26 protein-coding genes are annotated in these 26988 nt (G+C 64.1%); 10 read left to right on the forward strand and 16 right to left on the reverse strand.

The window, feature by feature from the left end; genetic code table 11:
* Window positions 1-122: 122 nt before the first annotated feature.
* Window positions 123-1022 (reverse strand): RNA methyltransferase, encoded by a 900-nt coding sequence (locus QCE49_RS08390; RefSeq protein WP_250458344.1) that lies wholly within the window; start codon window positions 1020-1022, stop codon window positions 123-125.
* 122 nt (window positions 1023-1144) lie between these two features.
* On the opposite strand from QCE49_RS08390, the gene QCE49_RS08395 reads away from it, so the two are divergent.
* The 5 genes from QCE49_RS08395 to QCE49_RS08415 all read left to right on the forward strand — a co-directional run bounded on the left by QCE49_RS08395 (window position 1145) and on the right by QCE49_RS08415 (window position 8235).
* Entirely contained in the window at window positions 1145-1948 is an 804-nt protein-coding gene (locus QCE49_RS08395) for an inositol monophosphatase family protein (RefSeq protein WP_250458345.1), read from the forward strand.
* Window positions 1949-2143: 195 nt separating this feature from the next.
* On the forward strand, window positions 2144-3442 hold the full coding sequence (lplT, locus tag QCE49_RS08400) for a lysophospholipid transporter LplT (protein WP_250434900.1): 1299 nt from the start codon (window positions 2144-2146) through the stop codon (window positions 3440-3442).
* Between the two features lie 205 nt (window positions 3443-3647).
* On the forward strand, window positions 3648-4016 hold the full coding sequence (locus QCE49_RS08405) for a YqjD family protein (protein WP_008341847.1): 369 nt from the start codon (window positions 3648-3650) through the stop codon (window positions 4014-4016).
* A 222-nt stretch (window positions 4017-4238) separates the two neighbouring features.
* Window positions 4239-6932: a DNA mismatch repair protein MutS gene (gene mutS / locus QCE49_RS08410; protein WP_409014100.1), complete on the forward strand. Its 2694-nt coding sequence runs from the start codon at window positions 4239-4241 to the stop codon at window positions 6930-6932.
* 49 nt (window positions 6933-6981) lie between these two features.
* A complete protein-coding gene (locus tag QCE49_RS08415) occupies window positions 6982-8235 on the forward strand; it encodes a hypothetical protein (RefSeq protein WP_250458346.1) in 1254 nt (417 codons plus the stop codon).
* Between the two features lie 43 nt (window positions 8236-8278).
* Here QCE49_RS08415 and QCE49_RS08420 read toward each other — a convergent pair whose 3' ends face one another.
* Window positions 8279-8827 carry a peptidylprolyl isomerase gene (locus QCE49_RS08420; protein WP_008341850.1) on the reverse strand — a complete coding sequence of 183 codons (549 nt, stop codon included), beginning with the start codon at window positions 8825-8827 and terminating at the stop codon, window positions 8279-8281.
* Between the two features lie 33 nt (window positions 8828-8860).
* On the opposite strand from QCE49_RS08420, the gene QCE49_RS08425 reads away from it, so the two are divergent.
* Both QCE49_RS08425 and QCE49_RS08430 read left to right on the forward strand, forming a co-directional pair.
* Window positions 8861-10099 carry a cupin domain-containing protein gene (locus QCE49_RS08425; RefSeq protein ID WP_033535775.1) on the forward strand — a complete coding sequence of 413 codons (1239 nt, stop codon included), beginning with the start codon at window positions 8861-8863 and terminating at the stop codon, window positions 10097-10099.
* A gap of 268 nt (window positions 10100-10367) precedes the next feature.
* The gene (locus QCE49_RS08430; protein WP_074168913.1) at window positions 10368-10622 is read left to right on the forward strand and encodes a hypothetical protein; all 255 of its coding nucleotides are present in this window, start codon (window positions 10368-10370) and stop codon (window positions 10620-10622) included.
* A gap of 127 nt (window positions 10623-10749) precedes the next feature.
* On the opposite strand, the gene QCE49_RS08435 is transcribed toward QCE49_RS08430, so the two are convergent.
* The 10 genes from QCE49_RS08435 to QCE49_RS08480 form a co-directional block, all read right to left on the reverse strand.
* A complete protein-coding gene (locus tag QCE49_RS08435) occupies window positions 10750-11523 on the reverse strand; it encodes an MBL fold metallo-hydrolase (protein WP_008341854.1) in 774 nt (257 codons plus the stop codon).
* Between the two features lie 23 nt (window positions 11524-11546).
* Window positions 11547-12689 carry an outer membrane protein assembly factor BamC gene (gene bamC / locus QCE49_RS08440; protein ID WP_008341855.1) on the reverse strand — a complete coding sequence of 381 codons (1143 nt, stop codon included), beginning with the start codon at window positions 12687-12689 and terminating at the stop codon, window positions 11547-11549.
* 182 nt (window positions 12690-12871) lie between these two features.
* On the reverse strand, window positions 12872-13777 hold the full coding sequence (gene dapA, locus QCE49_RS08445; protein WP_008341856.1) for a 4-hydroxy-tetrahydrodipicolinate synthase: 906 nt from the start codon (window positions 13775-13777) through the stop codon (window positions 12872-12874).
* Between the two features lie 63 nt (window positions 13778-13840).
* A complete protein-coding gene (locus QCE49_RS08450; RefSeq protein ID WP_250458347.1) occupies window positions 13841-14428 on the reverse strand; it encodes a bifunctional 2-polyprenyl-6-hydroxyphenol methylase/3-demethylubiquinol 3-O-methyltransferase UbiG in 588 nt (195 codons plus the stop codon).
* On the reverse strand, window positions 14428-15630 hold the full coding sequence (locus QCE49_RS08455; RefSeq protein WP_008341861.1) for a tryptophan--tRNA ligase: 1203 nt from the start codon (window positions 15628-15630) through the stop codon (window positions 14428-14430). Before QCE49_RS08455 ends, QCE49_RS08450 begins: the two co-directional genes overlap by 1 nt.
* 4 nt (window positions 15631-15634) lie before the next feature.
* Window positions 15635-16300, reverse strand: a complete 666-nt coding sequence (locus QCE49_RS08460) for a site-2 protease family protein (protein WP_008341863.1) — start codon at window positions 16298-16300, stop codon at window positions 15635-15637.
* 130 nt (window positions 16301-16430) lie between these two features.
* Window positions 16431-17060, reverse strand: a complete 630-nt coding sequence (locus QCE49_RS08465; protein ID WP_008341865.1) for an L-threonylcarbamoyladenylate synthase — start codon at window positions 17058-17060, stop codon at window positions 16431-16433.
* Window positions 17061-17217: 157 nt separating this feature from the next.
* Window positions 17218-18048: a 3',5'-nucleoside bisphosphate phosphatase gene (locus tag QCE49_RS08470; RefSeq protein WP_008341867.1), complete on the reverse strand. Its 831-nt coding sequence runs from the start codon at window positions 18046-18048 to the stop codon at window positions 17218-17220.
* An 85-nt stretch (window positions 18049-18133) separates the two neighbouring features.
* Window positions 18134-19018: an alpha/beta fold hydrolase gene (locus tag QCE49_RS08475; RefSeq protein WP_008341868.1), complete on the reverse strand. Its 885-nt coding sequence runs from the start codon at window positions 19016-19018 to the stop codon at window positions 18134-18136.
* 58 nt (window positions 19019-19076) lie between these two features.
* Complete coding sequence (locus tag QCE49_RS08480) at window positions 19077-19916, reverse strand: ferritin-like domain-containing protein (protein ID WP_250458348.1); 840 nt, start codon at window positions 19914-19916, stop codon at window positions 19077-19079.
* A 175-nt stretch (window positions 19917-20091) separates the two neighbouring features.
* On the opposite strand from QCE49_RS08480, the gene QCE49_RS08485 reads away from it, so the two are divergent.
* From QCE49_RS08485 to QCE49_RS08495, 3 genes are all read left to right on the forward strand, one after another.
* Window positions 20092-20616: a gamma carbonic anhydrase family protein gene (locus QCE49_RS08485; protein WP_250458349.1), complete on the forward strand. Its 525-nt coding sequence runs from the start codon at window positions 20092-20094 to the stop codon at window positions 20614-20616.
* Window positions 20617-20666: 50 nt separating this feature from the next.
* Window positions 20667-21617: an Hsp33 family molecular chaperone HslO gene (hslO, locus tag QCE49_RS08490; protein WP_008341872.1), complete on the forward strand. Its 951-nt coding sequence runs from the start codon at window positions 20667-20669 to the stop codon at window positions 21615-21617.
* Between the two features lie 164 nt (window positions 21618-21781).
* Window positions 21782-22132 carry a hypothetical protein gene (locus QCE49_RS08495; protein ID WP_008341874.1) on the forward strand — a complete coding sequence of 117 codons (351 nt, stop codon included), beginning with the start codon at window positions 21782-21784 and terminating at the stop codon, window positions 22130-22132.
* An 86-nt stretch (window positions 22133-22218) separates the two neighbouring features.
* On the opposite strand, the gene ftsB is transcribed toward QCE49_RS08495, so the two are convergent.
* The 4 genes from ftsB to QCE49_RS08515 form a co-directional block, all read right to left on the reverse strand.
* Complete coding sequence (gene ftsB, locus QCE49_RS08500) at window positions 22219-22686, reverse strand: cell division protein FtsB (protein ID WP_008341875.1); 468 nt, start codon at window positions 22684-22686, stop codon at window positions 22219-22221.
* Window positions 22687-22799: 113 nt separating this feature from the next.
* Complete coding sequence (gene eno / locus QCE49_RS08505; RefSeq protein ID WP_250458350.1) at window positions 22800-24083, reverse strand: phosphopyruvate hydratase; 1284 nt, start codon at window positions 24081-24083, stop codon at window positions 22800-22802.
* A 329-nt stretch (window positions 24084-24412) separates the two neighbouring features.
* On the reverse strand, window positions 24413-25267 hold the full coding sequence (kdsA, locus tag QCE49_RS08510; RefSeq protein ID WP_008341878.1) for a 3-deoxy-8-phosphooctulonate synthase: 855 nt from the start codon (window positions 25265-25267) through the stop codon (window positions 24413-24415).
* Window positions 25264-26952 (reverse strand): CTP synthase, encoded by a 1689-nt coding sequence (locus QCE49_RS08515; RefSeq protein WP_008341880.1) that lies wholly within the window; start codon window positions 26950-26952, stop codon window positions 25264-25266. The genes kdsA and QCE49_RS08515 overlap by 4 nt, the downstream gene beginning before the upstream one ends.
* Between the last annotated feature and the right edge of the window lie 36 nt (window positions 26953-26988).

Here is a 26988-nt window from a genome sequence, read left to right on the forward strand (position 1 = left end):
TGTCTCTGAAAGGGGGACGAGTGCTTTGCACGAATCGCGCAAAGCTTATCGGCGTTCGCCGTTTTTCGCCGATTGTAGGACGAGCGCGCGCAGTCTGCCCGATGCCCCCGACGCCAGCGCGGTCAGTCCTTTTTCGTCCGAAGGAGGATGTGCTTCGCGATGCCGCGCAAAATATTCACTTCTTCGCGCTCGAGCCCGGAACGCGCGAACATCCGCCGCACGCGCGACATCAGCTTCTTCGGATTGGCCGGATCGAGAAAATCGAGCGCGACGAGCGCGTCTTCGAGATGCGCGTACATGCCTTCGATTTCATCGCTCGATGCGCTCTGCCCCGCCGATTCCACCACGGCAAGCGGGCTCGCGGACGTCTGGAACGCGACGCGTAGTTCATACGTGAGCACCTGCACGGCCTGCGCGAGATTGAGCGAGCTGTAGGCGGGATTGGCCGGAATATGTGCGAGCGCGCTGCATCTTTCGACGTCCGCGTTGGAAAGCCCGGTGCGCTCGTTGCCGAACACGAGCGCGATATCGCCGTGGCGCACGAATTCATGCGCGCGTTCGGCGAGCGCGCGCGGCGGCATCTGCGGCGGCCCGTATTCGCGCATACGCGCGGTCAGCGCGACCGACCAGCGCACGCCGACGAGCGCATCGGCGAGCGTGTCGACGACATGCGCGGACGCGAGCACGTCGTCGGCGCCGGAGGCCATCGCGATGGCTTCGGGCTCGTTCTTGACGTCGGTCACGCGCGGCGCGACGAGGACGAGGCGCGCGAAGCCCATCGTCTTGAGCGCGCGGGCGGCCGCGCCGACATTGCCCGGATGACTCGGCTCGACCAGGATGAAGCGCGTCGACGTGAAGCCGCCGGCGGGCGCGGAAAGTTCGTTGGGTTCCAAGGCGCGGTTCGTGCTGAATTTTGAAGAAAGTGCGACCCGATATGTTAACGCGCTTTGGCCATGCGCCGGAACCGCGCGGCCACTTTCGGGTAAAATGGCGCCTTCGCGCGCGGCGAACGGTTCTTGCATGGCTTCCAAAGAACCTTCGCGCGAACGCCCCGCTCTTATTCAATTCGTCTTTCGTCGACATAGTCGTTGTCGCCAATTTTCCCGTCCACACGAAGCTGCTGGGCGGTCAGAGGATTTCGCTCATGCATCCGATGCTCAATATCGCTGTCAAGGCCGCCCGCCGCGCCGGACAGATCATCAACCGCGCGTCGCTCGATCTGGATCGTCTCCAGGTCAGCAAGAAACAGCACAACGACTTCGTGACGGAAGTCGACAAGGCGTCCGAAGCCGCGATCATCGAGACGCTGCACACCGCCTATCCCGATCACTCGATCCTCGCCGAAGAATCCGGCGCGACGGATCGCGAGTCGGAGTTTCAGTGGATCATCGATCCGCTCGACGGCACCACCAACTTCATCCACGGCTTTCCGTACTACTGCGTGTCGATCGCGCTCGCGCACAAGGGCGTCGTGCAGCAGGCGGTCATCTACGATCCGACGCGCAACGACCTCTTCACCGCATCGCGCGGCCGCGGCGCGTATCTGAACGAGCGACGCATTCGCGTGGGCAAGCTCGACCGTCTGTCGGATGCGCTGATCGGCACCGGCTTCCCGTTCCGCGACGGCCAGGGTCTGAACGCCTATATGCGCCTCTTCAGCGAAATGACGCTGTCGTGCGCAGGGCTGCGCCGTCCGGGCGCGGCGGCGCTGGATCTCGCGAACGTCGCGGCCGGCCGTCTCGACGGCTTCTTCGAGCAAGGCATCCATCCGTGGGATGTGGCGGCGGGCAGCCTCATCGTGACCGAAGCGGGCGGACTCGTCGGCAACTACACCGGCGAATCGGATTACCTGTTCAGAAACGAAATCGTCGCCGCCAATCCGAAGGTCTACGCGCAGATGGTCAAGATCCTCGACATGTACTCGCGCACGCGCCTGACCGGCGAATAAGCTGCATCGAAGGGGCGCGTCTTGCGCCCCTTTTGTTTGACCTCTTCCGCATCCCGGGCGCGCCGCCTGCTCTGCACCGAATGCAGGGCTCCGTTACAGTGCAAGCTTTGCCCTCGTTCCGGCAACGGCGATGCGCGCTTTCTTCCGCCCGCCCCGCTCTCACGCCGCGCGCCGCGCCCCACGTCATTCCCGCTCATGAAGAAAGGCTTCTATACGATCATCGCCGCGCAGTTCGTTTCGTCGCTCGCCGACAATGCGCTCCTGATCGCGGCGATCGCCATGCTCGCCGTCGTGCATTCCGCGCCGTGGGTCACGCCGCTGTTGCAGATCTTCTTCACGATTTCGTATGTTCTGCTCGCGCCATTCGTCGGCGCATTCGCCGATGCGATCCAGAAGCGCCACGTCATGTTCACGTCGAACGCGCTCAAGGCGGCCGGCTGCGCGATGATGATCGCGGGCGTGCATCCGATGATCGCGTATGGCGTCGTCGGCCTCGGCGCGGCGGCCTATTCGCCCGCGAAATACGGCATTCTCACCGAGCTCTTGCCGCCGCAAAAGCTGATCGCGGCGAACGCGTGGCTCGAATCGGCGACGGTCGGCTCGACGATTCTCGGCACCGTGATCGGCGGCGCGCTCGTGAGCCAGGTCGTCGGGCGCTGGGTCGAGCACGCGCATCTGCCGTTCGTGAGCAGCGCCGCGCACGCCGCGCTCTTCGCCGTGATGGTGATCTACGCGTCGGCGGCCGTCATCAACGTATTCATTCCCGATACCGGCGCGCGCTATCCGAATCTGCTGAACGAACCGACGAAGCTCGTCCACGATTTCTCGCGCTGCTTCATGGTGCTGTGGAAGGACAAGCTCGCGCAGATCGCGCTGTGGGTCACGACGCTGCTCTGGGGCGCGGCCGTCACGCTGCAATTGCTCGTGCTGAAATGGGCCGATGCGAACCTCGGCCTGTCGCTCTCCAAAGCCGCCGTGCTGCAGGGCGTGACGGGCGTGGGCATCGCGCTCGGCGCGGCGGCGGCGTCCGCGTGGATCGTGCTGCGCCAGTCGCTGAAAGTGCTGCCGGTCGGCGTGCTGATCGGCGCGGTCGCGGTCGCGATGGCGTTCTACAACAAGGACCTCTTTCCGGCCGGCGCGGGCCTGCATATCGGTCCGCTCTTCGCGCCGGCGTACATCCTGATGGCCTATCCGCTGATGATCGCGCTCGGCGGCCTGTCGGGCTTTTTCATCGTGCCGATGAACGCGATCCTGCAGCATCGCGGCGCGACGCTGCTGTCGGCCGGACATTCCATCGCGGTGCAGAACTTCAACCAGAATCTCGCCGTGCTCGCAATGCTCGGCGCTTACGCCTTGCTGTTGACGGAGAAGGTGCCGGTGCAGTGGATCATCGTCGTGTTCGGCGTCTTCGTGTGCCTGATGATGGCGCTGGCGATGCGCCGCCACACGCACAACGAGCGCGAAACCGATCTCGTCGCGCTCGTCGAGGAATGAACCTTGCTCCACGGTGAACGGTGTATTCTGGGTTCATGCCCCGGCGCCGGCTCACGAGGAAACCATGGGAGGAACGCCGGCGGCGGGGTCGGGTCGTAACGCCATGTTCGGCCCGGCGCGGCCGATCGCGGGCATCCGCATGGCGCATCGCGGACGGACCCGGCGATATTCATTCCTCGGCAAACGTCAATAAAGGAGCATGGAAATGGGATTGTTCACACGTTCGACGCTCGACAGCAAGATCAATGGCGCAGCCGATGTCGGCCAGCGCGCGGTGCGTGGTGCGAGCGACGCGGTCGATTCGGCGAGCAGCCAGTTGCGCAGCCTGCTCGATGATCTGGAAAGCTCGATCTCCGGCGCAAGGGACGTCGATGCCGACAAGCTGCGCAAGGAACTGCAATCGCGCCTCAAGACCGCCCGTTCGCAGATGAACGGCGCGGGCACGGCGCTCACCGGCAGACTGAACGACGCAGCCGGTTACGCCGACGAGTTCGTTCACGACAAGCCGTGGCACACGCTCGGCGCGGTGGCGGGTCTCGCATTGCTCGTCGGATATCTCGCCGGGCGCGCGTGACGCGCTCCGGCGTCATCGGAAATCGCCGCCGGCACGGCATCGCGCCCGTGCCGGCGGCGGCGTTCGCGTGGGCAATGCATATCGACTAGGCACATCTCGTTGGCCATTCGGCCGACTCGCCGTCATCTCGCGACAGGTTAAACTCCTGCTCTATCGGCTGAACGACGGCCGGCGCACGTTGCGCCCGGCCGTTTAGTCATTCTGGCCTTCAAAGCACGCAAGATGGGCACTCAAACGGCAACTCCCGACACCTCACCAGACACCGCCGCGCCGCTCGCGGACCTGTCGCAGCACACGCCGATGATGCAGCAGTATCTGCGCATCAAGGCGGAGCATCCCGGCACGCTCGTTTTCTACCGGATGGGCGATTTCTACGAGCTTTTCTTCGACGACGCCGAGAAAGCCGCGCGTCTGCTCGATCTCACGCTCACACAGCGCGGCGCATCGGGCGGCAATCCGATCAGGATGGCGGGCGTGCCGCATCACGCATGCGAACAATATCTCGCGAAGCTCGTGAAGCTGGGCGAATCGGTGGCGATCTGCGAGCAGATCGGCGATCCGGCGACATCTAAAGGTCCGGTCGAGCGCAAGGTCGTGCGCGTCGTCACACCGGGCACGCTCACCGACGCAGCCCTGCTCTCCGATAAGAGCGATGTCTATCTGCTGGCGCTCTGCCCCGCGCACAACCGTCGCGGCGTGGTGACGAGCGTCGGCCTCGCGTGGCTCAATCTCGCGAGCGGCGCATTGCGTCTCGCGGAAGTCGCGCCGAATCAGGTCAGCGCGGCGCTCGAGCGCATTCGTCCGGCGGAAACGCTCATCGCCGATTCGATCACCGACGTTCAGGCGTCGCTCGGCGTGACGCATCCCGGCGCGACCACGCGCGTGCCGGCGTGGCACTTCGACGTCGGCTCGGGCACGCAGCGCTTGCGAGAGCAACTCGATGTCGCGAGCCTCGACGGTTTCGGCGCGCAAACGCTCACCTGCGCGTGCGGTGCGGCCGGCGCGCTGCTGCTCTATGCCGCCGCCACGCAAGGCCAGCAGTTGCGCCACGTGCGCAGTCTGAAAGTCGAATACGAATCGGAGTACATCGGGCTCGATCCGGCCACGCGACGCAATCTCGAACTCACCGAAACACTGCGCGGCACCGAATCGCCGACGCTGTTCTCGCTGCTCGACACTTGCTGTACGACGATGGGCAGCCGCCTGTTGCGCCACTGGCTGCATCATCCGCCGCGCGATGCGTCGATCGCTCAGGCGCGCCAGCAGGCGATCGGCGCATTGCTCGACGCGCCCACGAGCGGCGGCCTCGACACGCTGCGCGGCGCGCTACGCAAGATTTCGGACATCGAGCGCATCACGGGCCGTCTCGCGTTGCTGTCGGCGCGTCCGCGCGATCTGTCGAGCCTGCGCGATACCTTCGCCGCGCTGCCCGATCTGCGCGCCCTCGTCGCCGCAGTCGCCACGCATGCGCCGGCGCTCGAGCGCATCGACGCCGGGCTTGAACCGCCGCACGAATGTCTCGATCTGCTGACGAACGCCATCGCAGCGGAACCCGCCGCGCTGATTCGCGACGGCGGTGTGATCGCGCGCGGCTACGATCCCGATCTCGACGAATTGCGCGATATTTCGGAGAACTGCGATCAGTTCCTGATCGATCTCGAAGCGCGCGAGCGCACGCGCACCGGCATCGCGAATCTGCGTGTCGAGTACAACAAGGTGCACGGCTTCTATATCGAGGTCACGCGCGGGCAGACCGACAAGGTGCCCGACGACTATCGCCGCCGTCAGACGCTCAAGAACGCCGAGCGCTACATTACGCCCGAACTGAAGGCTTTCGAAGACAAGGCGCTTTCCGCGCAGGAACGCGCCCTCGCCCGCGAACGCGCGCTGTACGACGCGCTCTTGCAGAACCTGTTGCCCTTCATCGCGGATTGTCAGCGCGTCGCAAGCGCGCTCGCGGAACTCGATCTGCTGTGCGCGTTTGCCGAACGCGCCCGCGCGCTCGACTGGGTTGCACCGGAATTCAGCGCCGACGCGGGCATCGATATCGAACAGGGCCGGCATCCGGTCGTCGAGGCGCAGGTCGAGCAGTTCATCGCCAACGACTGTTGTCTCAGCCAGGACCGCAAGCTGTTGCTCATCACCGGCCCGAACATGGGCGGTAAATCGACCTTCATGCGTCAGACCGCGCTGATCGCGCTGATGGCGCACGTCGGCAGTTACGTGCCCGCAAAGCGCGCGCGTTTCGGCGCGCTGGATCGCATCTTCACGCGCATCGGCGCCGCCGACGATCTCGCGGGCGGACGTTCGACCTTCATGGTCGAGATGACGGAGGCAGCGGCGATTCTCAACGACGCTACCGCGTCGAGCCTTGTCTTGATGGATGAGATCGGACGCGGCACGTCGACCTTCGACGGCCTCGCGCTCGCATGGGCGATCGCGCGGCATCTGCTCACGCACAACGCCTGCTACACGCTCTTCGCCACGCATTACTTCGAGCTCACGCAGTTGCCCGCGGAATTTGCGCAGGCGGCCAACGTGCATCTGTCGGCGGTGGAGCACGATCACGGCATCGTGTTCCTGCATGCGGTGAGCGAAGGTCCGGCCAATCAGAGCTACGGTCTGCAGGTCGCGCAGCTCGCCGGCGTGCCAGGCGCCGTGATCCGCGCGGCGCGCAAGCATCTCGTGCATTTGGAGCAGCAGTCGATCAGCCAGCCCGCCGCGCAATTCGACCTGTTCGCGAGCCAGCCTTACACGCCTTATGAAGATGAAGCGCCAGCGAAGGAAGCGCCCGAACATCCGGTGATGGAAAAACTGCGCGCGCTCGATCCGAACGATCTGCGGCCGCGTGAGGCGCTCGATCTGCTCTACGAACTGCATGAACTGGCGAAGCTTGCGCCGGATGCCTCGCGTTGAGCGTGACACTTCGCGCGTTGGGCGTGCCGCGACACGTTTGACGCGCGTCATGGCGATCGGCGCCGCACTCGCGTGCGGCACGATCGCGCAGGCGCGCGCCGAGGGCAGCGCGCCGCTCGGCTTCGCGGTTCTGTCCGGCGCCATTTCCCGCCCCGCCGACGAAGCGCCCGTGCGCCGCATGCTCGACGCGATCGGGCGCGACCCCAACATCGCGTTCATTGTCTACGACGGCAATTTGAAGGACGGCGCCGAACCGTGCCGCGACAGCGTCTATCAGTCGCGGCACGATCTGCTCGACGCGTCGCGCACGCCGCTCGTGCTGCTGCTCGGCCAGCACGACTGGGCGGATTGCGGACTCGCGCATGCGGGTGCCTACGATCCGGTCGAGCGGCTCGACTTCGTGCGCCAGCTCTTTTTCGCCGATGCCGGGTCGCTCGGGCAGAACCCGCTTACGCTCTCGCGCGAAAGCGATGTCGCGCGCTTTCGGACCTTCCGGGAAATCGTGCGCTGGCAGGCGCAAGGCGTCGCGTTCATCGGGCTGAATGCACCGAGTCCGAACAATCACTATCTGACCGCGGGCGGGCGCAACGGCGAGTTCGAGGATCGCGCCGTCGCGACAACATTCTGGCTCGAACACGCGGCGGAATCGGCGCGACGTTCCGAGATGCGCGCGCTCGTCATCCTGCTGCAGGGCGATCCCGATTTTTCGCGCTACGAACGTCGTGAGCGCTTCGCGTGGCTGCGCTTCTCGCGCACGAACCAGCCGCGCGATGGCTTTCTCGAATTGAAACGCAGCCTCGTGAAAGCGGCCGAAAGTTTTCGCGGGCCCGTGATCGTGATTCACGGCACGGATGCGCCCGAGCCGAACGGCTTTCACATCGATCAACCTTTGCGCAACGACAAGGGCTTGATCGTTACGAATCTCACGCGCGTCGCGATTGCGTTCAAGAAGCCGCAATCGCAATGGCTCGAAGTGCAGAGCGATGCGCAGTGGCATCCGCCGTTTCGTCTGCGCGTGCGCGATGTGAAGGACACGCGCACGCGTGAACCGGTCGCGCCACCAGAGACGCCGGCTGCATCCTATCCGGCTCCTTACCCCGCGCCTCAGCCGACGATGCCCGCATCAGCGCCGCCCGCGTTGCCGCGTAACGACCTGCCCGAGTCGCTGCCGGCGCCGCCGTCGATGCCCCTGCCGGCATCCGACCTGCCGCCGATCCTCACGCCGCCGCAGTCGTTGCCGCCGATCTATCCCGTGCCCGCGTCGGGCGTGCAGAACGGGACCGGCGCGACGAACGGGCAATAAAAAAGCGCAGCCGTAGCTGCGCTTTCTTCATCGGCCGACGCGCTCAGTGCAGCGTCGGACCTGCGTCCTTGGGCGGTGCGTCGTCATCGTCTTCGTCGTCATCGACGACATGCAGGCCGTCCGCGCCGTGCGCGTGCTGATGTTCGATTTCGTCGTCCGTCGCCGTGCGCACTTCCTGCACCGACAGCGCGAAACGCAGCGCCATGCCGGCGAGCGGATGATTGCCGTCGAGCACCACTTTGTCTTCGGCGACGTCGGTCACGGTGTAGATGAGCGAGTCGATATCGTCATCGCCGTCTTCGGGCGTGCCTTCGAACTGCATGCCGACTTCCAGCGGCTCCGGAAAACGGCTGCGCTCTTCGACCTTCACGAGCTCGGGATCGTACTCGCCGAATGCATCCTGCGGCTCGAGTTGAATGAGCGTTTCATAGCCCGCCTCGTGACCGTCGAGCGCTTCCTCGATCTTGGGGAACGTGCCATCATAGCCGCCGTGCAGATAGACCATCGGCTCGTCGCTCTCCTCGATCAGATTGCCTTGCGCATCCGATAGCTTGTAAGCGACCGAAACGACAGTGTCTTTCGCAATTTTCATTGGATCCTCCAAGATACAAGCCTCGATTATACGATGCCCAAGCGGCCCTCATACGCAACACCGTCCCCCGTTTCCGGCCTTCCCGAGCATGCCCGCGCGCCTTTGCCGGACGAACTCACACCGCTGTTGGGCAACCGTACGCCGCGACAGTTCATGCGGCGTTACTGGCAGAAGAAACCGCTCTTGATCCGGCAGGCGATTCCCGATATCGCGGCGCCGCTCGCACGCGACGAACTGTTCGAACTTGCCGATCTCGACGACGTCGAGGCACGGCTCATCACGCATTTTCGCAATGCGTGGAATCTGGAGCACGGACCGTTCGCGCCCGACGAATTGCCATCGGTCAAAAAGCGTGAATGGACGCTGCTCGTGCAAGGCGTGAACCTGCATCACGACCGCGCACACGCGCTGATGAACCGGTTCCGCTTCATTCCGGACGCGCGCCTCGACGATCTGATGATCTCCTATGCGACCGATGGCGGCGGCGTCGGACCGCACTTCGACTCTTACGACGTGTTCCTGCTTCAGGTCCATGGCAAGCGGCGCTGGCGAATCGGCGCGCAGCGCGACCTTTCGCTAAAACCCGGACTGCCGTTGAAAGTTTTACAGCACTTCGAGCCCGAGGAAGAGTGGGTGCTGGAGCCGGGCGACATGCTTTATCTGCCGCCGCATATCGCACACGACGGCATCGCCGAGGGCGAATGCATGACGGCATCGATAGGCTTTCGCGCGCCCTCGTCGCACGAGCTCACGGCTCAGTTCCTCTATCACCTCGCCGAGCGCGCCGGTGAAGCATCGGAGGGTGCTCGCGGCAACGCGCGGTATCGCGATCCGGCGCAGGAGCCGGTGTCGAATCCGGCGGCGCTGCCCGCGCTGCTGATCGACCGCGTTGGCGCGATACTTGCGAACGTGAACTGGAACGAAAAGGACATCGCGGAGTTTCTGGGTACTTATCTGAGCGAGCCGAAAGCGAACGTCGTGTTCGATGCACCCGACCGTGCGCTGAATGAGCAAAAATTTGTAGAACGAGCGAAAAAGACAGGCGTCAGGCTGGATAGAAAGACCATTTTGCTCTACAACGCCCGTTCTTATTTCGTAAATGGCGAAGCGGAAGTCTTGTCGTCGAAGCTGAAAAAGTGGCTCCCTGAATTGGCCGATACTCGGTCTCTGGAGGCGAAACGCTTTGTAACACTTACAGACGAATCGACAATGACAGCGCTGCTACACGAATGGTATCGTGCGGGCTGGATTCTTTTGGGCGCTTTGCCTTGACGGGCGTGCCTTTACAGGATTTCACGGAATACAGCAGATGCTAGAAATTTGCTGTTCCGCAATATGAAAATTTGTATGAGAAAGACAACGTATCGTCCCCTGATTTATCGACGGTCGTTACGAAAGTGCCTATAATTTCCGGCCAAGCCGTAGGAAGTCTCACATAAAAAAGAATTGTGAGTCTCCACAGCGGCCCAGGTCGGTGTTGGAGCACACATTACCGGTACTTTGCGCTGTTGCTTACCTTTAACCATAAAAGGACGTGATCATGAAGAAATCCCTCCTCGTAGCATCCCTGTTGGCTGCTGTTGCTCTGGCTGCATGCAACAAGTCTAGCGAAACGGCTGCTCCGAGCGCTGCAAGCGATACGTCGGCTGCTTCGGCTCCGGCTGCTGCTGCTTCGGACGCAAACGCTGCTGCATCGAGCGCTTCGGCCGCTGCAAGCGACGCAGCTTCGGCTGCTGGCGCAGCTTCGGACGCTGCCGCTTCGGCTGCCGCTCCGGCATCGGGCGCAAGCCAGTAAGGCTAGCGCTACGCCGCAGGCCGCTTCATGCGGTCTGCCAACGAAAAAACCGGCCCTTGGGCCGGTTTTTTTGTATCTGCTTTTGTATCTGCTTGCTGCGTCGGTCGGCGCGCAAGGCGTCTTCGATTCAGAGCGTGAGCCAGTCGAAGCCTTCCGCCTGAGTCGCGACGACGACGTCCACCGCACTCGCGCCCAACACGGACGCAAGCGCCGCCTGCGCGAGGTGCGGCAGATTGTTTTGCTGACTCAGATGCGCGGCCACGAGATGGCGCAGCTTGGAGCGATCCAGCGACGCGAGAATGGCCGCCGCCGCTTCGTTATTCAGGTGTCCATGCGTGCCGCCAATACGCGCCTTGAGCATCGGCGGATAGCGGCTCGCGGCAAGCATCTCGACATCGTGATTGGATTCGAGCACGAGCGCGTCGCAGCCGCTCAGCACGCTCGTGATATGCGGCGTCGATACGCCGACATCCGTCAACACGCCGAGCCGGCTCGCGCCGTCGGAGAACACGTATTGCAGCGGCTCACGCGCATCGTGAGGCACGGTGTACGGCAGCACGCTCAGATCGCCGATGGCGACGCTTTCATCGCCCCATAGCACGTTCAATTCGACCTTGGCTTCATCGGCGCCGATCGCGCGCGCCGTGCCCCAGCTCATGTACAGCGGAATCGACCAGCGGCGCGCCAGCGTCAGCGCGCTGCCGATATGGTCCGTGTGCTCATGCGTGATGACGATGGCGTCGAGATCTTCGGCACGGCAGTTCAGACGCGCGAGACGGCGCTCGACCTCCTTGCCGGAGAATCCGCAATCGAGCAGCACGCGCGTCGTCGTCGTACCGCTCGATGCCTCGACGAGCAATGCATTGCCCTCGCTGCCGCTGCCGAGACTGGCGAATCTCACGATGTCTTCACTTCAGGATGTCGTTAGTTCAACTGCGCGTGCAGCAAGGAAACGATGCGCTGCGCATCGGACGACGTGTCCGGCTGGCCGTTCGCATCGACGACGCCGACTTGCGTGACCGAGTCGGCCTTCGGCCTCACGTTGACGAGGAACTGGCGCGTCGGCTTCGGCGTGTTGCTCGAGAAGAACTTGCCGAAGAGGCCGTCCTTCTTCAGCTCCGCCATGGAGTCCGAAAAATGGACGTAATAGATGCCCTTGTCGCGATCGCGATTGTCGACCGTGAAGTTGGTGCGATCGAGCGCGAGGCCCACACGCAGCCAGGCGCGATCGAACGGCTCGGCGAGATCGAGCGTGGAGCCGCCCGCGCTCGGGTCGACCGCGACCTTCGCGCCGATCGGACGCGCTTGCGCCATCAACTGCTGCGACTGCTTTTCGGTCAGGCCGAACTTCTGCATCAGCTTCGTGAGCACCGCGGCTTCGAGCTGCGGATTACGCGGACGCGCCTCCCAGCGCGACGACGTCTTGTCCTGCCCCGTCAGCACTTCTTCCATCGCGCTGTGCGTGACGGAGATGTCGGTCGAGCCATCGGATGCGCGATCGACCTGCGTGCGGAACATGTCGCGCGTACCCGACGAGTACGCGAAGTCGAGCAGCTTGCCCACGCTGTTCCTGAACCAGTCGTTCGGAATGTTCGCGCGGTTTTCGGCCCAGTCCGTCGCCATGATGCCCGTCTGCGGGGCATCGGTCTTGAGCGTGAAGCCGTTCTCTTCCCAGAACTCCTTCAGCGGTCCCCAGACCTGGTCCGGCGAACGGCCATCGACGACGAGCCAGCGGTGATCGCCATCGCTTTCGATGTGCATGCCGAACGGATCCTGCGCGTTCGGCACGCCGAGCGTCGCGTTGCCGGCCGGCGTGACCGCTCGCTCCGCGGCGCCGCCGAGCGAGTTGATCTTGGGCGGCGCGGCATAACGCTGGCTGATGTCGGCCGTGGTCAGGTCGGACGGAACGGCCAGCGAGGGTGCGGTTTCAGCAGCCTTGTAGTTGACGCGATCCGGCGCGAGCCAGTCGTTGAGCGTGTCGCAACCCGCGAGCGCGAAGACCGCACCGGCGCCGAGCGACAGCACGCCCAGGCGTTTGGCACGAGTAAGAAGAGCGGAACGTTTCATGAGGTCCTTCTTTGCTGCTGATGCGCATTGCCTCGCGCCGAACCCGCTCTAGGCGAGCGGCTCAGCGAGGCCAATGTCGAGGCCAATGAGCGGCGGTTGATGACTGAAGGTGTGGTTCATTTCGATCACGTGCGGCGGCGCGGCTTTCGATTCCTTGTGACTCGGCGCGCCGCCCCATGCGATCAGGCGAGGAGCCCGGCGTCGCGCAACGCGCCACGCACCACGTCGTGATAGCGCGCGTCGAGCGGCGTGAGCGGCAGCCGGATGCCGCCTTCCATGCGGCCGAGCGCCTGCAGCGCCCACTTGGCCGGAATCGGATTCGATTCGCAGAAGAGTTGCTTGTGCAGCGACAGCAGCTTCAGATGGATGCGGCGCGCGGTGATCGCATCGCCTTCGATCGCGGCGCGGCAGAGCTGGCTCATTTCCTTCGGCGCGACGTTGGCCGTCACCGAGATGTTGCCGTGTCCGCCGAGCAGCATGAGCGCGATCGCCGTGGGATCGTCGCCGCTGAAGATGCTGAAATGCGCCGGCGCGTGCTTGATCAGATGCGCAGCGCGATCGATGTTGCCCGTCGCTTCCTTGACGCCGATGATGCCCGGCACGTCCGCGAGGCGCAGGATCGTTTCGTTGCTCATGTCGGCAACGGTGCGGCCCGGCACGTTGTAGAGCAGCACCGGCAGATCGACGGCTTCGGCGATCGCCTTGAAATGGCGATACATGCCTTCCTGCGTCGGCTTGTTGTAATACGGAACGACTTGCAGCGTGGCGTCGGCGCCGACCTTTTTGGCCTGCTTCGAGAGCTCGATGGCTTCGGCGGTCGAATTGCCGCCCGCGCCCGCGATGATCGGAAAGCGCTTGGCCGTATGCTCGACGGCCGTCTGGATCATCAGGATGTGTTCTTCGACCGACAAAGTGGCCGACTCGCCACTGGTGCCGACCACGACGAGTCCGTTCGAGCCTTGTTCGACGTGCCAGTCGATCAGTTTTCGAAACGCCGGCAGATCGAGACTACCGTCCTCGTGCATCGGTGTGACGATGGCAGGGATACTGCCGCGGATCTGGATGCCGCCGTGTGTTCCGTTTGTCATGAAACTCTATGAATTTAATCGTGAATTTAATCGCAAAAAGCGATATTACGCGATTGTAGCGGATTAGCCGCCGAGCGCGTAACGTGGCGGACCCGGGGGTATGTTACTAATCGTGAGTGGGTTTTCCGCTGACTGCGGTGCGCGAACCGCACAGATTCGCTGCACGTAGGCAGGGCGCGGGTCATCGACGAACCCGTCTTCGTAGCCGATCACGCGCAGTCGCCCTCGCACCGCTTCGAGCAGTTCGCCGGGTTCGAGCAGAAACGCCGGATTCGACGGCTTGCCGATACTGCCGTTGCCCGCCGCGAACGTTTCGTAGATCAGCACGCCGCCGGGCGCGAGCGCGTCGATGAAGTGCCCGAACAGCGGCCGATGCAGATAGTTGGTGACGACGACGGCATCGAACTTTCGATCGCCCGAAAGCGGCCACGGCGCGCCGTTTTCCAGATCGGCGGCAAGCGTTTCGATGCCTTCGAGCGCCGCCATCGACGCGAGCGCGTCCGCGTCACGATCGACCGCCAGCACGGAAAAACCGCGCGCCGCGAACCAGCGCGCGTGGCGCCCGCTGCCCGCGGCGACGTCGAGGACCGCGCCGCCGGGCGCGACGAAATGCGCCCAGCGCGCGACCCACGGACTGATCGCACTTTCCATCAGTTGTAAGACAGCCCCATGGCCTCGCGCACGTCGCGCATCGTTTCGGTCGCGAACTTGCGCGCCTTGTCGCAGCCGTCCGCGACGATCGCGCGCAACAGCGACGGATCGTCCATGTACTTCTGCGCGCGTTCCAGCATCGGCTGCTGCTCGCGCAGAATGCCTTCGATCACCGGCTGCTTGCACTCCAGACAGCCGATGCCCGCGCTGCGGCAGCCCTTCTGCACCCATTCGTGCGTGTTTTCGTCGGTGTAGACCTGATGCAGTTGCCACACCGGACACTTGTCGGGATCGCCCGGATCGGTGCGGCGCACGCGCGCCGGGTCGGTCGGCATCTTGCGGACTTTCTGCTCGATGGTCGCCGCGTCCTCACGCAAGCCGATGGTGTTGCCGTACGACTTCGACATCTTCTGGCCGTCGAGGCCCGGCATGCGCGACGCTTCGGTCAGGAGAACCTGCGGCTCGACCAGAATGATCTTGCGCGCGCCTTCGAGATAGCCGAACAGACGCTCGCGATCGCTCATCGACAGGCTTTGCGATTCCTGCAGCATCGCGCGCGCTTGTTCGAGCGCTTCGTCGTCGCCTTCCTGCTGATACGCGACGCGCAGCTCGTGATACAGCTTCGAGCGCTTGCCGCCGAGTTTCTTGGCCGCTTCGAGCGCCTTCTCCTCGAAATCCGGCTCCTTGCCATAGAGATAGTTGAAGCGGCGCGCGATCTCGCGCGTCATTTCCACGTGCGGCACCTGATCCTCGCCCACCGGCACGAGCGACGCGCGATACAGCAGGATGTCCGCCGCCATCAGCACCGGATAGCCGAGGAAGCCGTACGTCGACAGATCCTTTTCGCGCAGCTTTTCGATCTGCTCCTTGTAGGTCGGCACGCGTTCGAGCCAGCCGAGCGGCGTGCCCATGCCGAGCAGCAGCGAAAGTTCGGCGTGCTCGGGCACGCGGCTCTGGATGAAGAGCGTCGCCTGTGCCGGGTCGATGCCGGACGCCAGCCAGTCGATGAGCACTTCCCAGACGTTTTTCTCGATGACCTCGGGCGTCTCGTAGTGCGTCGTGAGCGCGTGCCAGTCGACCACTGCGAAGAAGCACGGATATTCGGACTGCAGCCGCACCCAGTTTTTCAGCACGCCGTGATAGTGGCCGAGGTGCAGCGACCCGGTGGGCCGCATGCCGGAGAAGATACGGTCAGGGAACATGATGTTATGGGAATAGTGAAGCGAGGGGATTCAAGATAGCCGACACCGCCGTATAGCCGACGTTCACGAGCGGCCCGAGCCAGAAGCGCGTCAGCACGCCGGTCACGACGAGCGCCATCACGATGAAGAAGCCGTACGGCTCGAGCTTCGAAAACGCGATGGACGCGCGGACCGGCAGAAGCGCCATGACGACACGGCCGCCGTCGAGCGGCGGCAACGGAAAGAGATTGAGCACGCCGAGCACGAGATTCACGCTGATGCCCGCCTGAGCCATGCCCGTGAAGAACGGCTCGTCGATGTGAAAGGCCCGCAGCAGCACGAAGATCACGCCCCAGACGATCGCCTGGGCGAAGTTGCTGCCCGGCCCGGCCGCCGCGACCCACAGGCTGCCCCAGCGCGGATTGCGCAGGTTGCCGAACGCCACGGGCACGGGCTTCGCATAGCCGAACATGAACGCACCACTCGTCACGAAGTAAAGGACGATCGGAATGACGATCGTGCCGATCGGGTCGATGTGGCGCATCGGGTTCATCGAAACGCGGCCGAGAACGTAGGCCGTGTTGTCGCCGAGCAGTCGCGCGGCGTAGCCATGCGCGGCCTCGTGCAGCGTGATCGCGAAAATCACGGGGAGCGCGTAGACCGCGATGGTCTGTATCAGGGAAGCATCCATAGGGCGGTATTGTAACAAGCAGGCAGGTTGGATCAGACACGCACGGCGGCGCCGGGCGCGCACTATTTCGCCCATGGTGTGAGCAAACGCTTAATCGGGACTTATGCCCGTGTGCGCTACTGCGCGGCGCTTACGCCGTGAGCCCGAACGGTTCGAGACTGCCTCTCCCCGCGCGCACGAGCACTGGCTCCCCCGAAGAAAGATCGATTACCGTGGACGGCTCCGCCGGACACGCGCCGGCATCGATCACGAGTTCGATCTGTTTTTCGAGGCGTTCGCGGATTTCCTCGGCGTCGTTGAGCGGCTCGGTGTCGGGCGGCAGGATCAGCGTCGATGCAAGCAGCGGTTCGCCGAGCGCCTCCAGCAACGCGAGCGTGATCGCGTGATCGGGCACGCGCAGCCCGATCGTCTTGCGCGACGGATGCGAAAGCCGCCGCGGCACTTCCTTGGTCGCCTGCAGCACGAAAACGTAAGGCCCAGGCGTCACCGACTTGATCAGCCGATACTGCTGGTTGTCGACCATGGCGAAATTGGACAGCTCGGAGAGGTCGCGCACGAGCAGGGAGAGCAACTGCTTGTCGTCGATGCCGCGCACGCGTCGCAATCGCTCGACCGCGTCCTTGTCGTCGAGATGGCAGCCGAGCGCGTAGCTCGAATCGGTCGGCAACGCGACGAGACCGCCGTCCTTGATGATCTGCACGGCCTGATTGATGAGCCGCGGCTGCGGATTATCCGGATGAATGCGAAAGAATTGAGACATGGCGACGCCTTATTGTTTCGATCGTTATCGCGATGGGCCGAGCGGCGCGCGACTTCTTGTCTCGCGCGCGAGCGCGCCCTGCGCGATGCGCGTGCGGAAAATCACAGGTGATGCAAAGACCGTGCGCGCGAGCAGAAAGACGCGCGCCGCGGGAACGCTAAAGCCAGCGCTCCCAGACAGGCGTGAGATCGTCGGGCAACGGCGGAAGCAGGCCGAGATCGACGCGCCCTTCGCCCGCGCCGTGGAAGTCCGAGCCGCGCGATGCCTCGAACCCATAGCGGCGCGCGACATCGGCGTATTCGCGGTACTGGTCGGGCGTATGGCTGCCCGTCACGACTTCGATGGCCCGGCCGCCGAGCTCGATGAATTCATCGAAGAGCGCGGCGAATTCGACCGGCGTGAAGTCGTAGCGGCCCGGATGCGCGATGATCGGCTCGCCGCCCGCATCCTTGATCCATTTCACGGCGTCCGCGAGCTTCGCCCAGCAATGCCCGACGAAACCCGGCTTGCCGTCGCCGAGATAGCGCGCGAACACATCCGACGTGGACTGCGCATACCCCGCCTCCACCAGATACCGCGCGAAGTGCGTGCGCGAGATCATGTCGGGATCGTCGGTGAAGCGCAGCGCGCCTTCGTAGCAATCCGGAATGCCGACCGCCGCGAGCGCCTCGCCGATCGCCACGCCGCGCGCCGCGCGCCCGTTGCGCGTCGATTCGAGCCCCTTGCGCAGCGCATCGTTATGCGGATCGACGTTCATGCCGACGATATGCACCGTGCGCGAAGCCCACGTCACCGAAATCTCGACGCCGGGCAGATAGCGCATGCCGAGCGCCTCGGCGGCCTTCTTCGCTTCGTCCTGCCCGCCGAGCTGATCGTGATCCGTCAGCGACCATAGCGTGACGCCGTTCGCGTGCGCGCGCGCGGCGACATCGGCGGGCGCAAACTGTCCGTCGGACACGGTGGAATGGCAATGCAGATCGGCGTTCATCGTCGTTTATCGGGCTTCACTCACATTCTAACTGTATCGGCGCGACAAGCCGATTATGTAGTTCCTTCGTTCCGTGCTGCGCCGCTCACGCGCAGAACGATTCGACGAGCGCCGCGACGCGCTCCGGCTGATCGTGATGGATCATGTGACCGGCCTCGTCGACGATTTCCTCGCGCCAGTCGGGAAACGCCTGAAAGCGCGTCTTGAATTCGGCGATGGGCGTCTCGCCCGCGAAAGCCGCGAGCGTCGGCGAATCCTTCGCCTCGACGTGCAGCACGGGCGCCGCCACGCGCGCCCACGCCGCGCTCACCTCGTCGAGCCGATACAGCGTCGGTCCGCGCAATTTGTGCGCCGGATCGGCAAGCAGATGGAAGCGCCCATCCGCTTCCTCGCGGGACCAGTGTTGCGCGAGATAGCGCGCACGCGCGAGCGGCAGACGCGGATTCGTGCGGATCAGCCGGTCGGCGACTTCGTCGAGGCTCGCGTAGCTGCGCAGCGCGGGCGGCGCGCGCAGATCGTCGAGCCATTGGGAAATGCGCCCCGGCGATTGCGACGCGCGCGCCGCCGGCAATCCGAAGCCTTCGAGATCGACCACGCGGCGCACGCGCGCGGGCCGCACGCCCGCGTACAGCAGCGCGACGTTCGCGCCCATGCTGTGGCCGACGATGTTCACCTGACCGCCCGGCGCGTAATGGTCGAACAGCACGTCGAGATCGGAGAGATAGTCGGGAAAGTAGTAATGGCCGCCGCCCTTCTGCGCGACCGGCCAGTCGGAGAGCCCGAAGCCGCGCGCATCGGGCGCGAGCACTTGCCAGTCGCCCGCGAGTGCATCGACGACGAACTGGAACGACGCGCCGATATCCATCCAGCCGTGCAGCATGAAGAGCATCGGGGCGTCGGGCGAGCCCCAGCGGCGTACGTGCAGGCGCACGCCGCGCGCGTCGACAAATTCGGAGCGCGAATCTTTCATGGTGTCGTCTCGAAGTAAAAAAGGATGATCGTTCGATTATAGCGACGAAGAACCTGCCCTACTTCGCATCGTCGAGGCCGGCGAGTGCGCGCAGTTCGGCTTCGTCGAAACCGGCGTCGCGGCGCGCTTCGAAATTGAACGGGCCGCGCAGCTTCGGCGCGTGATATTGCGCGGCGAGGCGTCCGTAAGTCGTGTGCGGGTCCAGATTTCGCGCGTCGCACAGAAACCGGAACCAGCGATTGCCGATCAACACATGGCCGATTTCATCGCGCAGGATGACGTCGAGGATCGCCGCGGACGCGTGATCGCCCGCCTGCGCGAGACGCTTTCTGATCGGCGGCGACGCGTCGAGCCCGCGCGCCTCCAGTGTCCGCGGCACGAGCGCCATGCGCGCCAGCACATCGCCGCGCGTGCGTTGCGCCATGTCCCACAGCCCATCGTGCGCCGGGAAGTCGCCGTAAGCGTGGCCGAAATCGGCGAGGCGCGCGCTCAGCAGCGAAAAGTGATGCGCCTCCTCCGCCGCCACCTTCAACCAGTCGAGATAAAAATCCTGCGGCATCGACGGAAATCGCCAGACGGCATCGAGCGCGAGATTGATCGCGTTGAATTCGATGTGCGCGAGCGCGTGCAACAGCACGGCGCGCCCCGCATCCGACTGCATGCTGCGACGCTTCAGCGACGATGGCTCCACGAGCGCCGGACGCTCGGGCCGGCCAGGCAGATCGCCGGGTTCCGCGAACGCGGCTCGTGGATCGATCCGCGACGGCTGGGCGCGCGCCGCATCGAAAAGTGCGCGGGCGCGCGCGGCTTTCGTCGCGGGATCGCGCTCGCGCAGGACCGCGAGCGCTGCGCGGCGGGCGCAGTCATCGGCTTCCGGGGAAATGACAAGGTCGTGCATCGGACTGTCTCGAAAACGGGCGTCGAACACTGCGTTCCAGCGGACGCTTACGGCAAACAGCTAAAATGGTAATCCCGGCGGACGCCTCAAAACGCGCAACAATGCGCGTGCGCCGCCTCACCGGCAGGCGCGCATTGTAGTCCCACCTTCACGACATCACGCCTCAGGAGACAATGTGGCCATCTACAAACTCGGCGACGACGCCCCGACCATCCACGAAAGCGTGTTTCTCGCGGACACCGCGACCATCATCGGCCGGGTGACGCTCGAGGAAAACGCGAGTGTCTGGCCCGGCGCGGCGCTGCGCGGCGACAACGAGCCGATCGTCGTCGGACGCGGCAGCAACGTGCAGGAAGGCGCGGTACTCCACGCCGATCCGGGTTTTCCTCTGACGATCGAGAGCGATGTCACCGTCGGCCATCAGGCAATGCTGCACGGCTGCACGATCAAGGAAGGCTCGCTGATCGGAATCCAGGCGGTGGTCTTGAATGGCGCGGTGATCGGCCGCAACTGTCTGGTTGGCGCGGGCGCCGTCGTCACCGAAGGCAAGGTGTTTCCGGACAATACGCTGATTCTCGGCGCGCCCGCAAAGGCAGTGCGGGAAATCGGCGAGGCGGATATCGCCCGCATGCGTGCGGCCACGGCGAGTTATGCCGACCGTCGCGAATATTGCAAGGCGCACCTCGTGCGTATCGGCTGAACGGACGCCGCACGAGACGGCGCAGCAGCCTCAACACCCAAGGAAGAGTTGTGAACGACCAGTTGCAGAAATTCATGTTCAACGCGGCGCCGGTGCGCGGCGAGATCGTCTCGTTGCGTCATACGTGGCAGGAAGTGCTCGCGCGCCGCTCGTATCCCGTGGCCGTGCGCAACGTGCTCGGCGAAATGATGGCCGCATGCGCGCTGCTGTCCGCGAACCTCAAGTTCGACGGCACGCTCATCATGCAGATCTACGGCGACGGTCCCGTGAAGATGCTGGTCGTGCAGTGCAATTCCAACCTGTCGCTGCGCGCCACGGCGAAGCTGGCCGATGGCGGCGAGAGCGAGCTCGACAGCGAAATGTCGCTGCCGGACCTGCTGAACCGTCACGGGCGCGGCCGCTGCGTCATCACGCTCGATCCCTCCGACAAAAAGCCGGGGCAGCAACCGTATCAGGGCATCGTGCCGCTGTCGGACGAGCATGGCGCGCTCAAGTCGATGGCCGAAGTGCTCGAGCACTACATGCATCACTCCGAGCAGCTCGACACACGCTTGTGGCTCGCCGCCGATACCGACCGCGCCGTCGGCCTGCTGCTGCAGAAGCTGCCGGGCGATGGCGGCATCGTTCCGCATCCGGGCGAGCACGACGCCGATACGTGGCAGCGCGTCTGCCATCTCGGCAGCACGCTTTCGAACGAGGAATTGCTGAAGGAAGAGCCGGATACCGTGTTCAAGCGCCTTTTCTGGCAAGAAAACGTCCAGCACTTCGAGCCGGCAGCGGCGCGCTTCCAGTGCACATGTTCGCGCGAGAAGGTCGGCGGCATGCTGAAGATGCTCGGCCGCGAGGAAGTCGACAGCGTGATCGTGGAGCGCGGCAATGTCGAAGTGCATTGCGAGTTCTGCAACCAGCGCTATGACTTCGACTCCGTCGACGTTGCGCAACTTTTTGTCGCAAACGAACTCTCACAAGGTGTGAGCCCGGCGTCGGACCGGCGCCACTGAAACGCCGCGCAAGCCTTGTCCAGTCGAGGTTTCGCCACGCGCGCCGGTGGCGCTCGAAGCACGGCGCGCCGCTTGCGGCCTGCTTTCGGCCCGGCTCTCACGACAGATTCCGCAAGCTATGATGGGACTCCTGCACAGATGTCCGGCCCGCTGGAGGTCGCAAAATGAAAACCGCAACGCTCAACTGGAAATTGCTGCCGTGTCTGGCCGGGGTCGCGCTCGTCGCCGGCTGCATGATGGATCCGCCCGGCCCGTCGCCGATCTATAGCCGCTTGCCCGACACATCGCCTGCGCCGCAACAGACGCTCACGCCGCAGCAGGAGATGGACCGCTACAACGCCATCGACAAGCAGGCGCTCAACGAATCGCAGCAGGCAGCCGCGGCTGGCAACGCCGCGAAGACGATGTCGCAGTTCTACGCGCCCGCGCCGGTGTCGGTCTACGGCGGCTATTCGAGCGGCGGCTGGGGCGGCCCGTACTGGGGCACCGGCATCGGATTCGGCACTTCGTGGTAGGCGAGGCGGCCATCCACCTTTGTTTGCCAAATACAAAAATGGCGCGGTCGTGACCGCGCCATTTTTTCTCTCAACCAGCCGGCGTCTTACTGCGCCGCGCCCTGCTGCTTTTTCTTCGCTTCGGCCGCTTTTTCCTTCTGCGCCTTCTTGTCCAGCTCGCGCAACTCCTGCTTCGAGCGCGACACGGGATTCGGCACCACGCGCAGCGGCGCCGCTGAAACCTGACCGCGCGTCGAGCCGTTCATGCCCGGCACGTTCGCGGAATTGACGGGCGCGTTCGAATTCGGCGAGACGAACTGCACGAACACCTCGCTGTCCTTCACCATGCCCATCTCGTAGCGCGCGCGCTCTTCCACGGCGGCGGTGCCGTTTTGCAGGTCCTGCACTTCGCCCTGGACGCGCTCGTTGCGCAGTCTCAGATTCGTGTTCTTGTCCGTCTGCTGCGCGAGCTGCTGCTGCAATTCATGCACGCGCAGCCAGCCGCCATGTCCCCACCAGAGCGGGTATTGGATCAGCACCAGCAAAAGAACCAGAACGACAGTTACGAGCCGCATTCACGTAGCCGAAATAAGCGCCGCCCGGCGGCAAGCTGCCCCGGGCGACGGGCTTCAAAAGATGACGCTTCAAAGACCACTAAGCGTCCTTATCGACTAAAGCGGCAAAAGCTTTAGCGCAAGTTGTAAAACGCCGACTTGCCCGGGTAGCTGGCGATATCGCCGAGATCTTCCTCGATGCGCAGCAACTGGTTGTACTTCGAGATGCGATCGCTGCGCGACAGCGAGCCGGTCTTGATCTGGCCGGCGTTCAGGCCGACCGCGATGTCCGCGATGGTCGAATCTTCCGTCTCGCCCGAGCGGTGCGAGATGACCGCCGTGTAGCCCGCGCGCTTGGCCATTTCGATCGCCGCGAAGGTTTCCGTCAGCGTGCCGATCTGGTTGATCTTGATGAGGATCGAGTTCGCGATGCCCTTCTCGATGCCTTCCTTCAGAATGCGCGTGTTCGTGACGAAGAGATCGTCGCCGACGAGCTGGATCTTCTCGCCGAGCTTGTCGGTCAGCGTCTTCCAGCCTTCCCAGTCCGACTCGTGCATGCCGTCTTCGATCGACACGATCGGGAACTTGTCGGCGAGCGTGGCGAGGTAATCCGCGAATTCGGTCGACGACAGTTGCAGGCCTTCGCCAGCCAGTTGGTACTTGCCGTCGTGATAGAACTCGCTCGCCGCGCAGTCGAGCGCGAGCAGCACATCTTCACCGGCGCGATAACCGGCCTTCTCGATGGCTTGCAGAATCGTCGACAGGCACTCGTCGTTGCTGCCGAAGTTCGGCGCGAAGCCGCCTTCGTCGCCCACCGCGGTGCTCATGCCGCGCTCGGCCAGGATCTTCTTCAGCGCGTGGAACACTTCCGCGCCGCAACGCAGCGCTTCGCGGAACGTCGGCTGGCTCACCGGGACGATCATGAATTCCTGGATGTCCAGGCTGTTGTTCGCGTGCGCGCCGCCGTTGACGATGTTCATCATCGGCACCGGAAGCTGCATCGCGCCCGAGCCGCCGAAGTAGCGGTACAGCGGCAGGCCGGCTTCTTCGGCGGCAGCCTTCGCGACCGCCATCGACACCGCGAGCATCGCGTTCGCGCCGAGACGCGACTTGTTGTCGGTGCCGTCGAGTTCGAGCAGGGTCTTGTCGAGGAAAGCCTGTTCCGAGGCGTCGAGGCCCATGATGGCTTCGGAAATCTCGGTGTTGATGTGTTCGACGGCCTTAAGCACGCCCTTGCCGCCGTAGCGGCCCGCTTCGCCGTCGCGCAATTCGATGGCCTCGCGCGAGCCGGTGGATGCGCCCGAAGGCACCGCCGCGCGGCCCATCGTGCCCGACTCGAGCAACACGTCGCATTCGACGGTCGGATTGCCTCGCGAATCGAGAATCTCGCGGCCGATGATATCTACGATAGCACTCATGGTTTCCTCAAGAAATGACGATGAATTCTGTCAGTCACAACGAAGCGCGCCGCCTGTTTTTACACTTCGATACACGCTTCACTGGCTTCGCTCAGACCCATTCGATGACCGCCGGGTTCAGCTCCGGCGCAAAGAGCGGTCGTTTCGGGACCGGATCGAATCCGGTCCGCATCGCTTTCGTGGGGAGCGGGCGTCTCATCCGCCGGTTGCGGATGCCGCCCCGATGCGTTGCACGCTCCTCCGTTGCCCGGATGACGCCGGACGGCCTGATCTCGCAACACGGGCGCCCATGATGACGCCCGCGCCGTACTACTTTTTGCTGCCGACGCTCAGTTGAAGTCGTTCTCGAGGAACGAACCGCTTTTCACCGCGCGATCGATCGTGATGAGCGTCGAAAGCAGCGCTTCCATGTGATGCAGCGGCACCGCGTTCGGGCCGTCGGACTTCGCGCAGGCCGGGTCCGGATGCGTCTCCATGAAGAGGCCCGCCACGCCCGTCGCGACCGCCGCACGCGCCAGCACCGGCACGAATTCGCGCTGACCGCCCGAGCTCGTGCCCTGCCCGCCCGGCAACTGCACCGAATGGGTGGCATCGAAGACGACCGGCGCGTTGGTTTCGCGCATGATCGCGAGCGAGCGCATGTCGGACACGAGGTTGTTATAGCCGAACGACACGCCGCGCTCGCACGCCATGAAGCGGTCTTCCGACAGACCCGCTTCACGCGCGGCGTCGCGCGCCTTGTCGATCACGTTCTTCATGTCGTGCGGCGCGAGAAACTGGCCCTTCTTGATGTTGACCGGTTTGCCCGAGCGCGCGCACGCGTGGATGAAGTCGGTCTGACGGCAGAGGAACGCGGGCGTTTGCAGCACGTCCACGACCGATGCGACCGCTTCGATTTCTTCCTCGGTGTGCACGTCCGTGAGAACGGGCACGCCGAGCTGCTTCTTCACTTCGCCGAGAATGCGCAGGCCTTCGTCCATGCCCGGACCGCGATACGACTTGCCCGAACTGCGGTTCGCCTTGTCGAACGACGACTTGTAGATGAACGGAATGCCGAGCTTCTGCGTGATTTCCTTCAGCCGGCCGGCGACGTCGATGGTCATTTGCTCCGACTCGACGACGCACGTGCCCGCGATCAGGAAGAACGGCTTGTCGAGGCCCGCTTCGAAATGACACAGCTTCATGCTTGCGCTCCCGCGGTGGCTTTCGCCGGCGCCTTCACGCCATTGCCTTCGGCGTGCGCGCGCGCTGCATCGACGAATGCCTTGAAGAGCGGATGCCCGTCGCGCGGCGTCGACGTGAATTCGGGGTGGAACTGCACGCCGACGAACCACGGGTGCAGCGACTGCGGCAACTCCATCATCTCGGGCAGATCCTCGCTCGGCGTACGGGCGCTGATGATAAGCCCGCCGGCTTCGAGCTGGGGCACGAAACGGTTATTGACTTCATAACGGTGACGATGACGCTCGTTCACATCGCTGCCGTAGATGCGCTCGGCCATCGTTCCCGGCTTGATCGGGCACTTCTGCGAGCCGAGGCGCATGGTGCCGCCGAGATCCGACTCTTCGTTGCGCTTTTCGATGCGGCCCGCGCGGTCGTACCACTCCGTGATGAGCGCGACGACCGGGTTGCCCGTGTCCTGATCGAACTCGGTGGAATTCGCATCGGCGAGACCGGCGACATCGCGCGCGAACTCGATCACCGCGAGCTGCATGCCGAGGCAGATGCCGAGATACGGCGTCTTCGATTCGCGTGCGTAGCGGATCGCCTTGATCTTGCCTTCCGTGCCGCGACGGCCGAAACCGCCCGGCACCAGCACGGCGTCGAGGTGCTTCAGTGCGTCGGTGCCTTCGGCGTCGATCTGCTCGGAATCGATGTACTCGATGTTGACCTTCGTCGACGTATGGATGGCCGCGTGACGCAGCGCTTCGATCAGCGACTTGTACGATTCGGTGAGCTCGACATACTTGCCGACCATGCCGATGGTCACTTCGTGCTTCGGATTTTCGAGCTTCTCGACGAGGTTCGACCACATCGCCAGATCGGCCGGCGGCGGCGCGAGCTTCAGCTCTTCACAGATGATGTCGTCGAGGTGCTGGTCGTTGAGCATCTGCGGAATCTTGTAGATGCTGTCCGCGTCCCAAACGGAAATGACCGCGTCTTCGGGCACGTTCGAGAACATGGAAATCTTGGCGCGCTCGTCGTCGGGAATGCGGCGGTCGGCGCGGCACAGGAGCACGTTCGGATAGATACCGATTTCGCGCAGCTTCTGCACGCTGTGCTGCGTGGGCTTCGTCTTGAGTTCACCCGCCGTCGCGATGAACGGCACGAGCGTGAGGTGCACGAAGCACGCGCTGTTGCGGCCCATGCGCAGGCTCATCTGACGCGCGGCTTCGAGGAACGGCAGCGATTCGATGTCGCCCACCGTGCCGCCGATTTCCACGATCGCCACGTCCGGCTGGCCGCACGTCGCCGCAGCGGCGCCGCGCTCCACGAATGCCTGGATTTCGTTGGTGATATGCGGAATGACCTGCACCGTCTTGCCGAGATACTCGCCGCGGCGTTCCTTGCGGATCACCGATTCGTAGATCTGGCCCGTGGTGAAGTTATTGGCCTTGCGCATCTTCGTGCTGATGAAGCGCTCGTAATGGCCGAGGTCGAGGTCGGTCTCCGCTCCGTCTTCCGTCACGAACACTTCCCCGTGCTGGAACGGGCTCATCGTGCCGGGGTCGACGTTGATGTAGGGATCGAGCTTGAGGAGAGTGACTTTGAGACCGCGCGATTCGAGGATCGCGGCGAGAGAGGCGGCGGCAATACCCTTGCCAAGGGACGAAACTACGCCGCCGGTGACGAATACATATTTGGTCATCGCTAGATGCTCGCGGGAAAAACGGATTATACCGTA

Origin of the sequence: Caballeronia sp. LZ008 (assembly GCF_031451435.1) — a bacterium.
GTDB lineage: Bacteria > Pseudomonadota > Gammaproteobacteria > Burkholderiales > Burkholderiaceae > Caballeronia > Caballeronia zhejiangensis.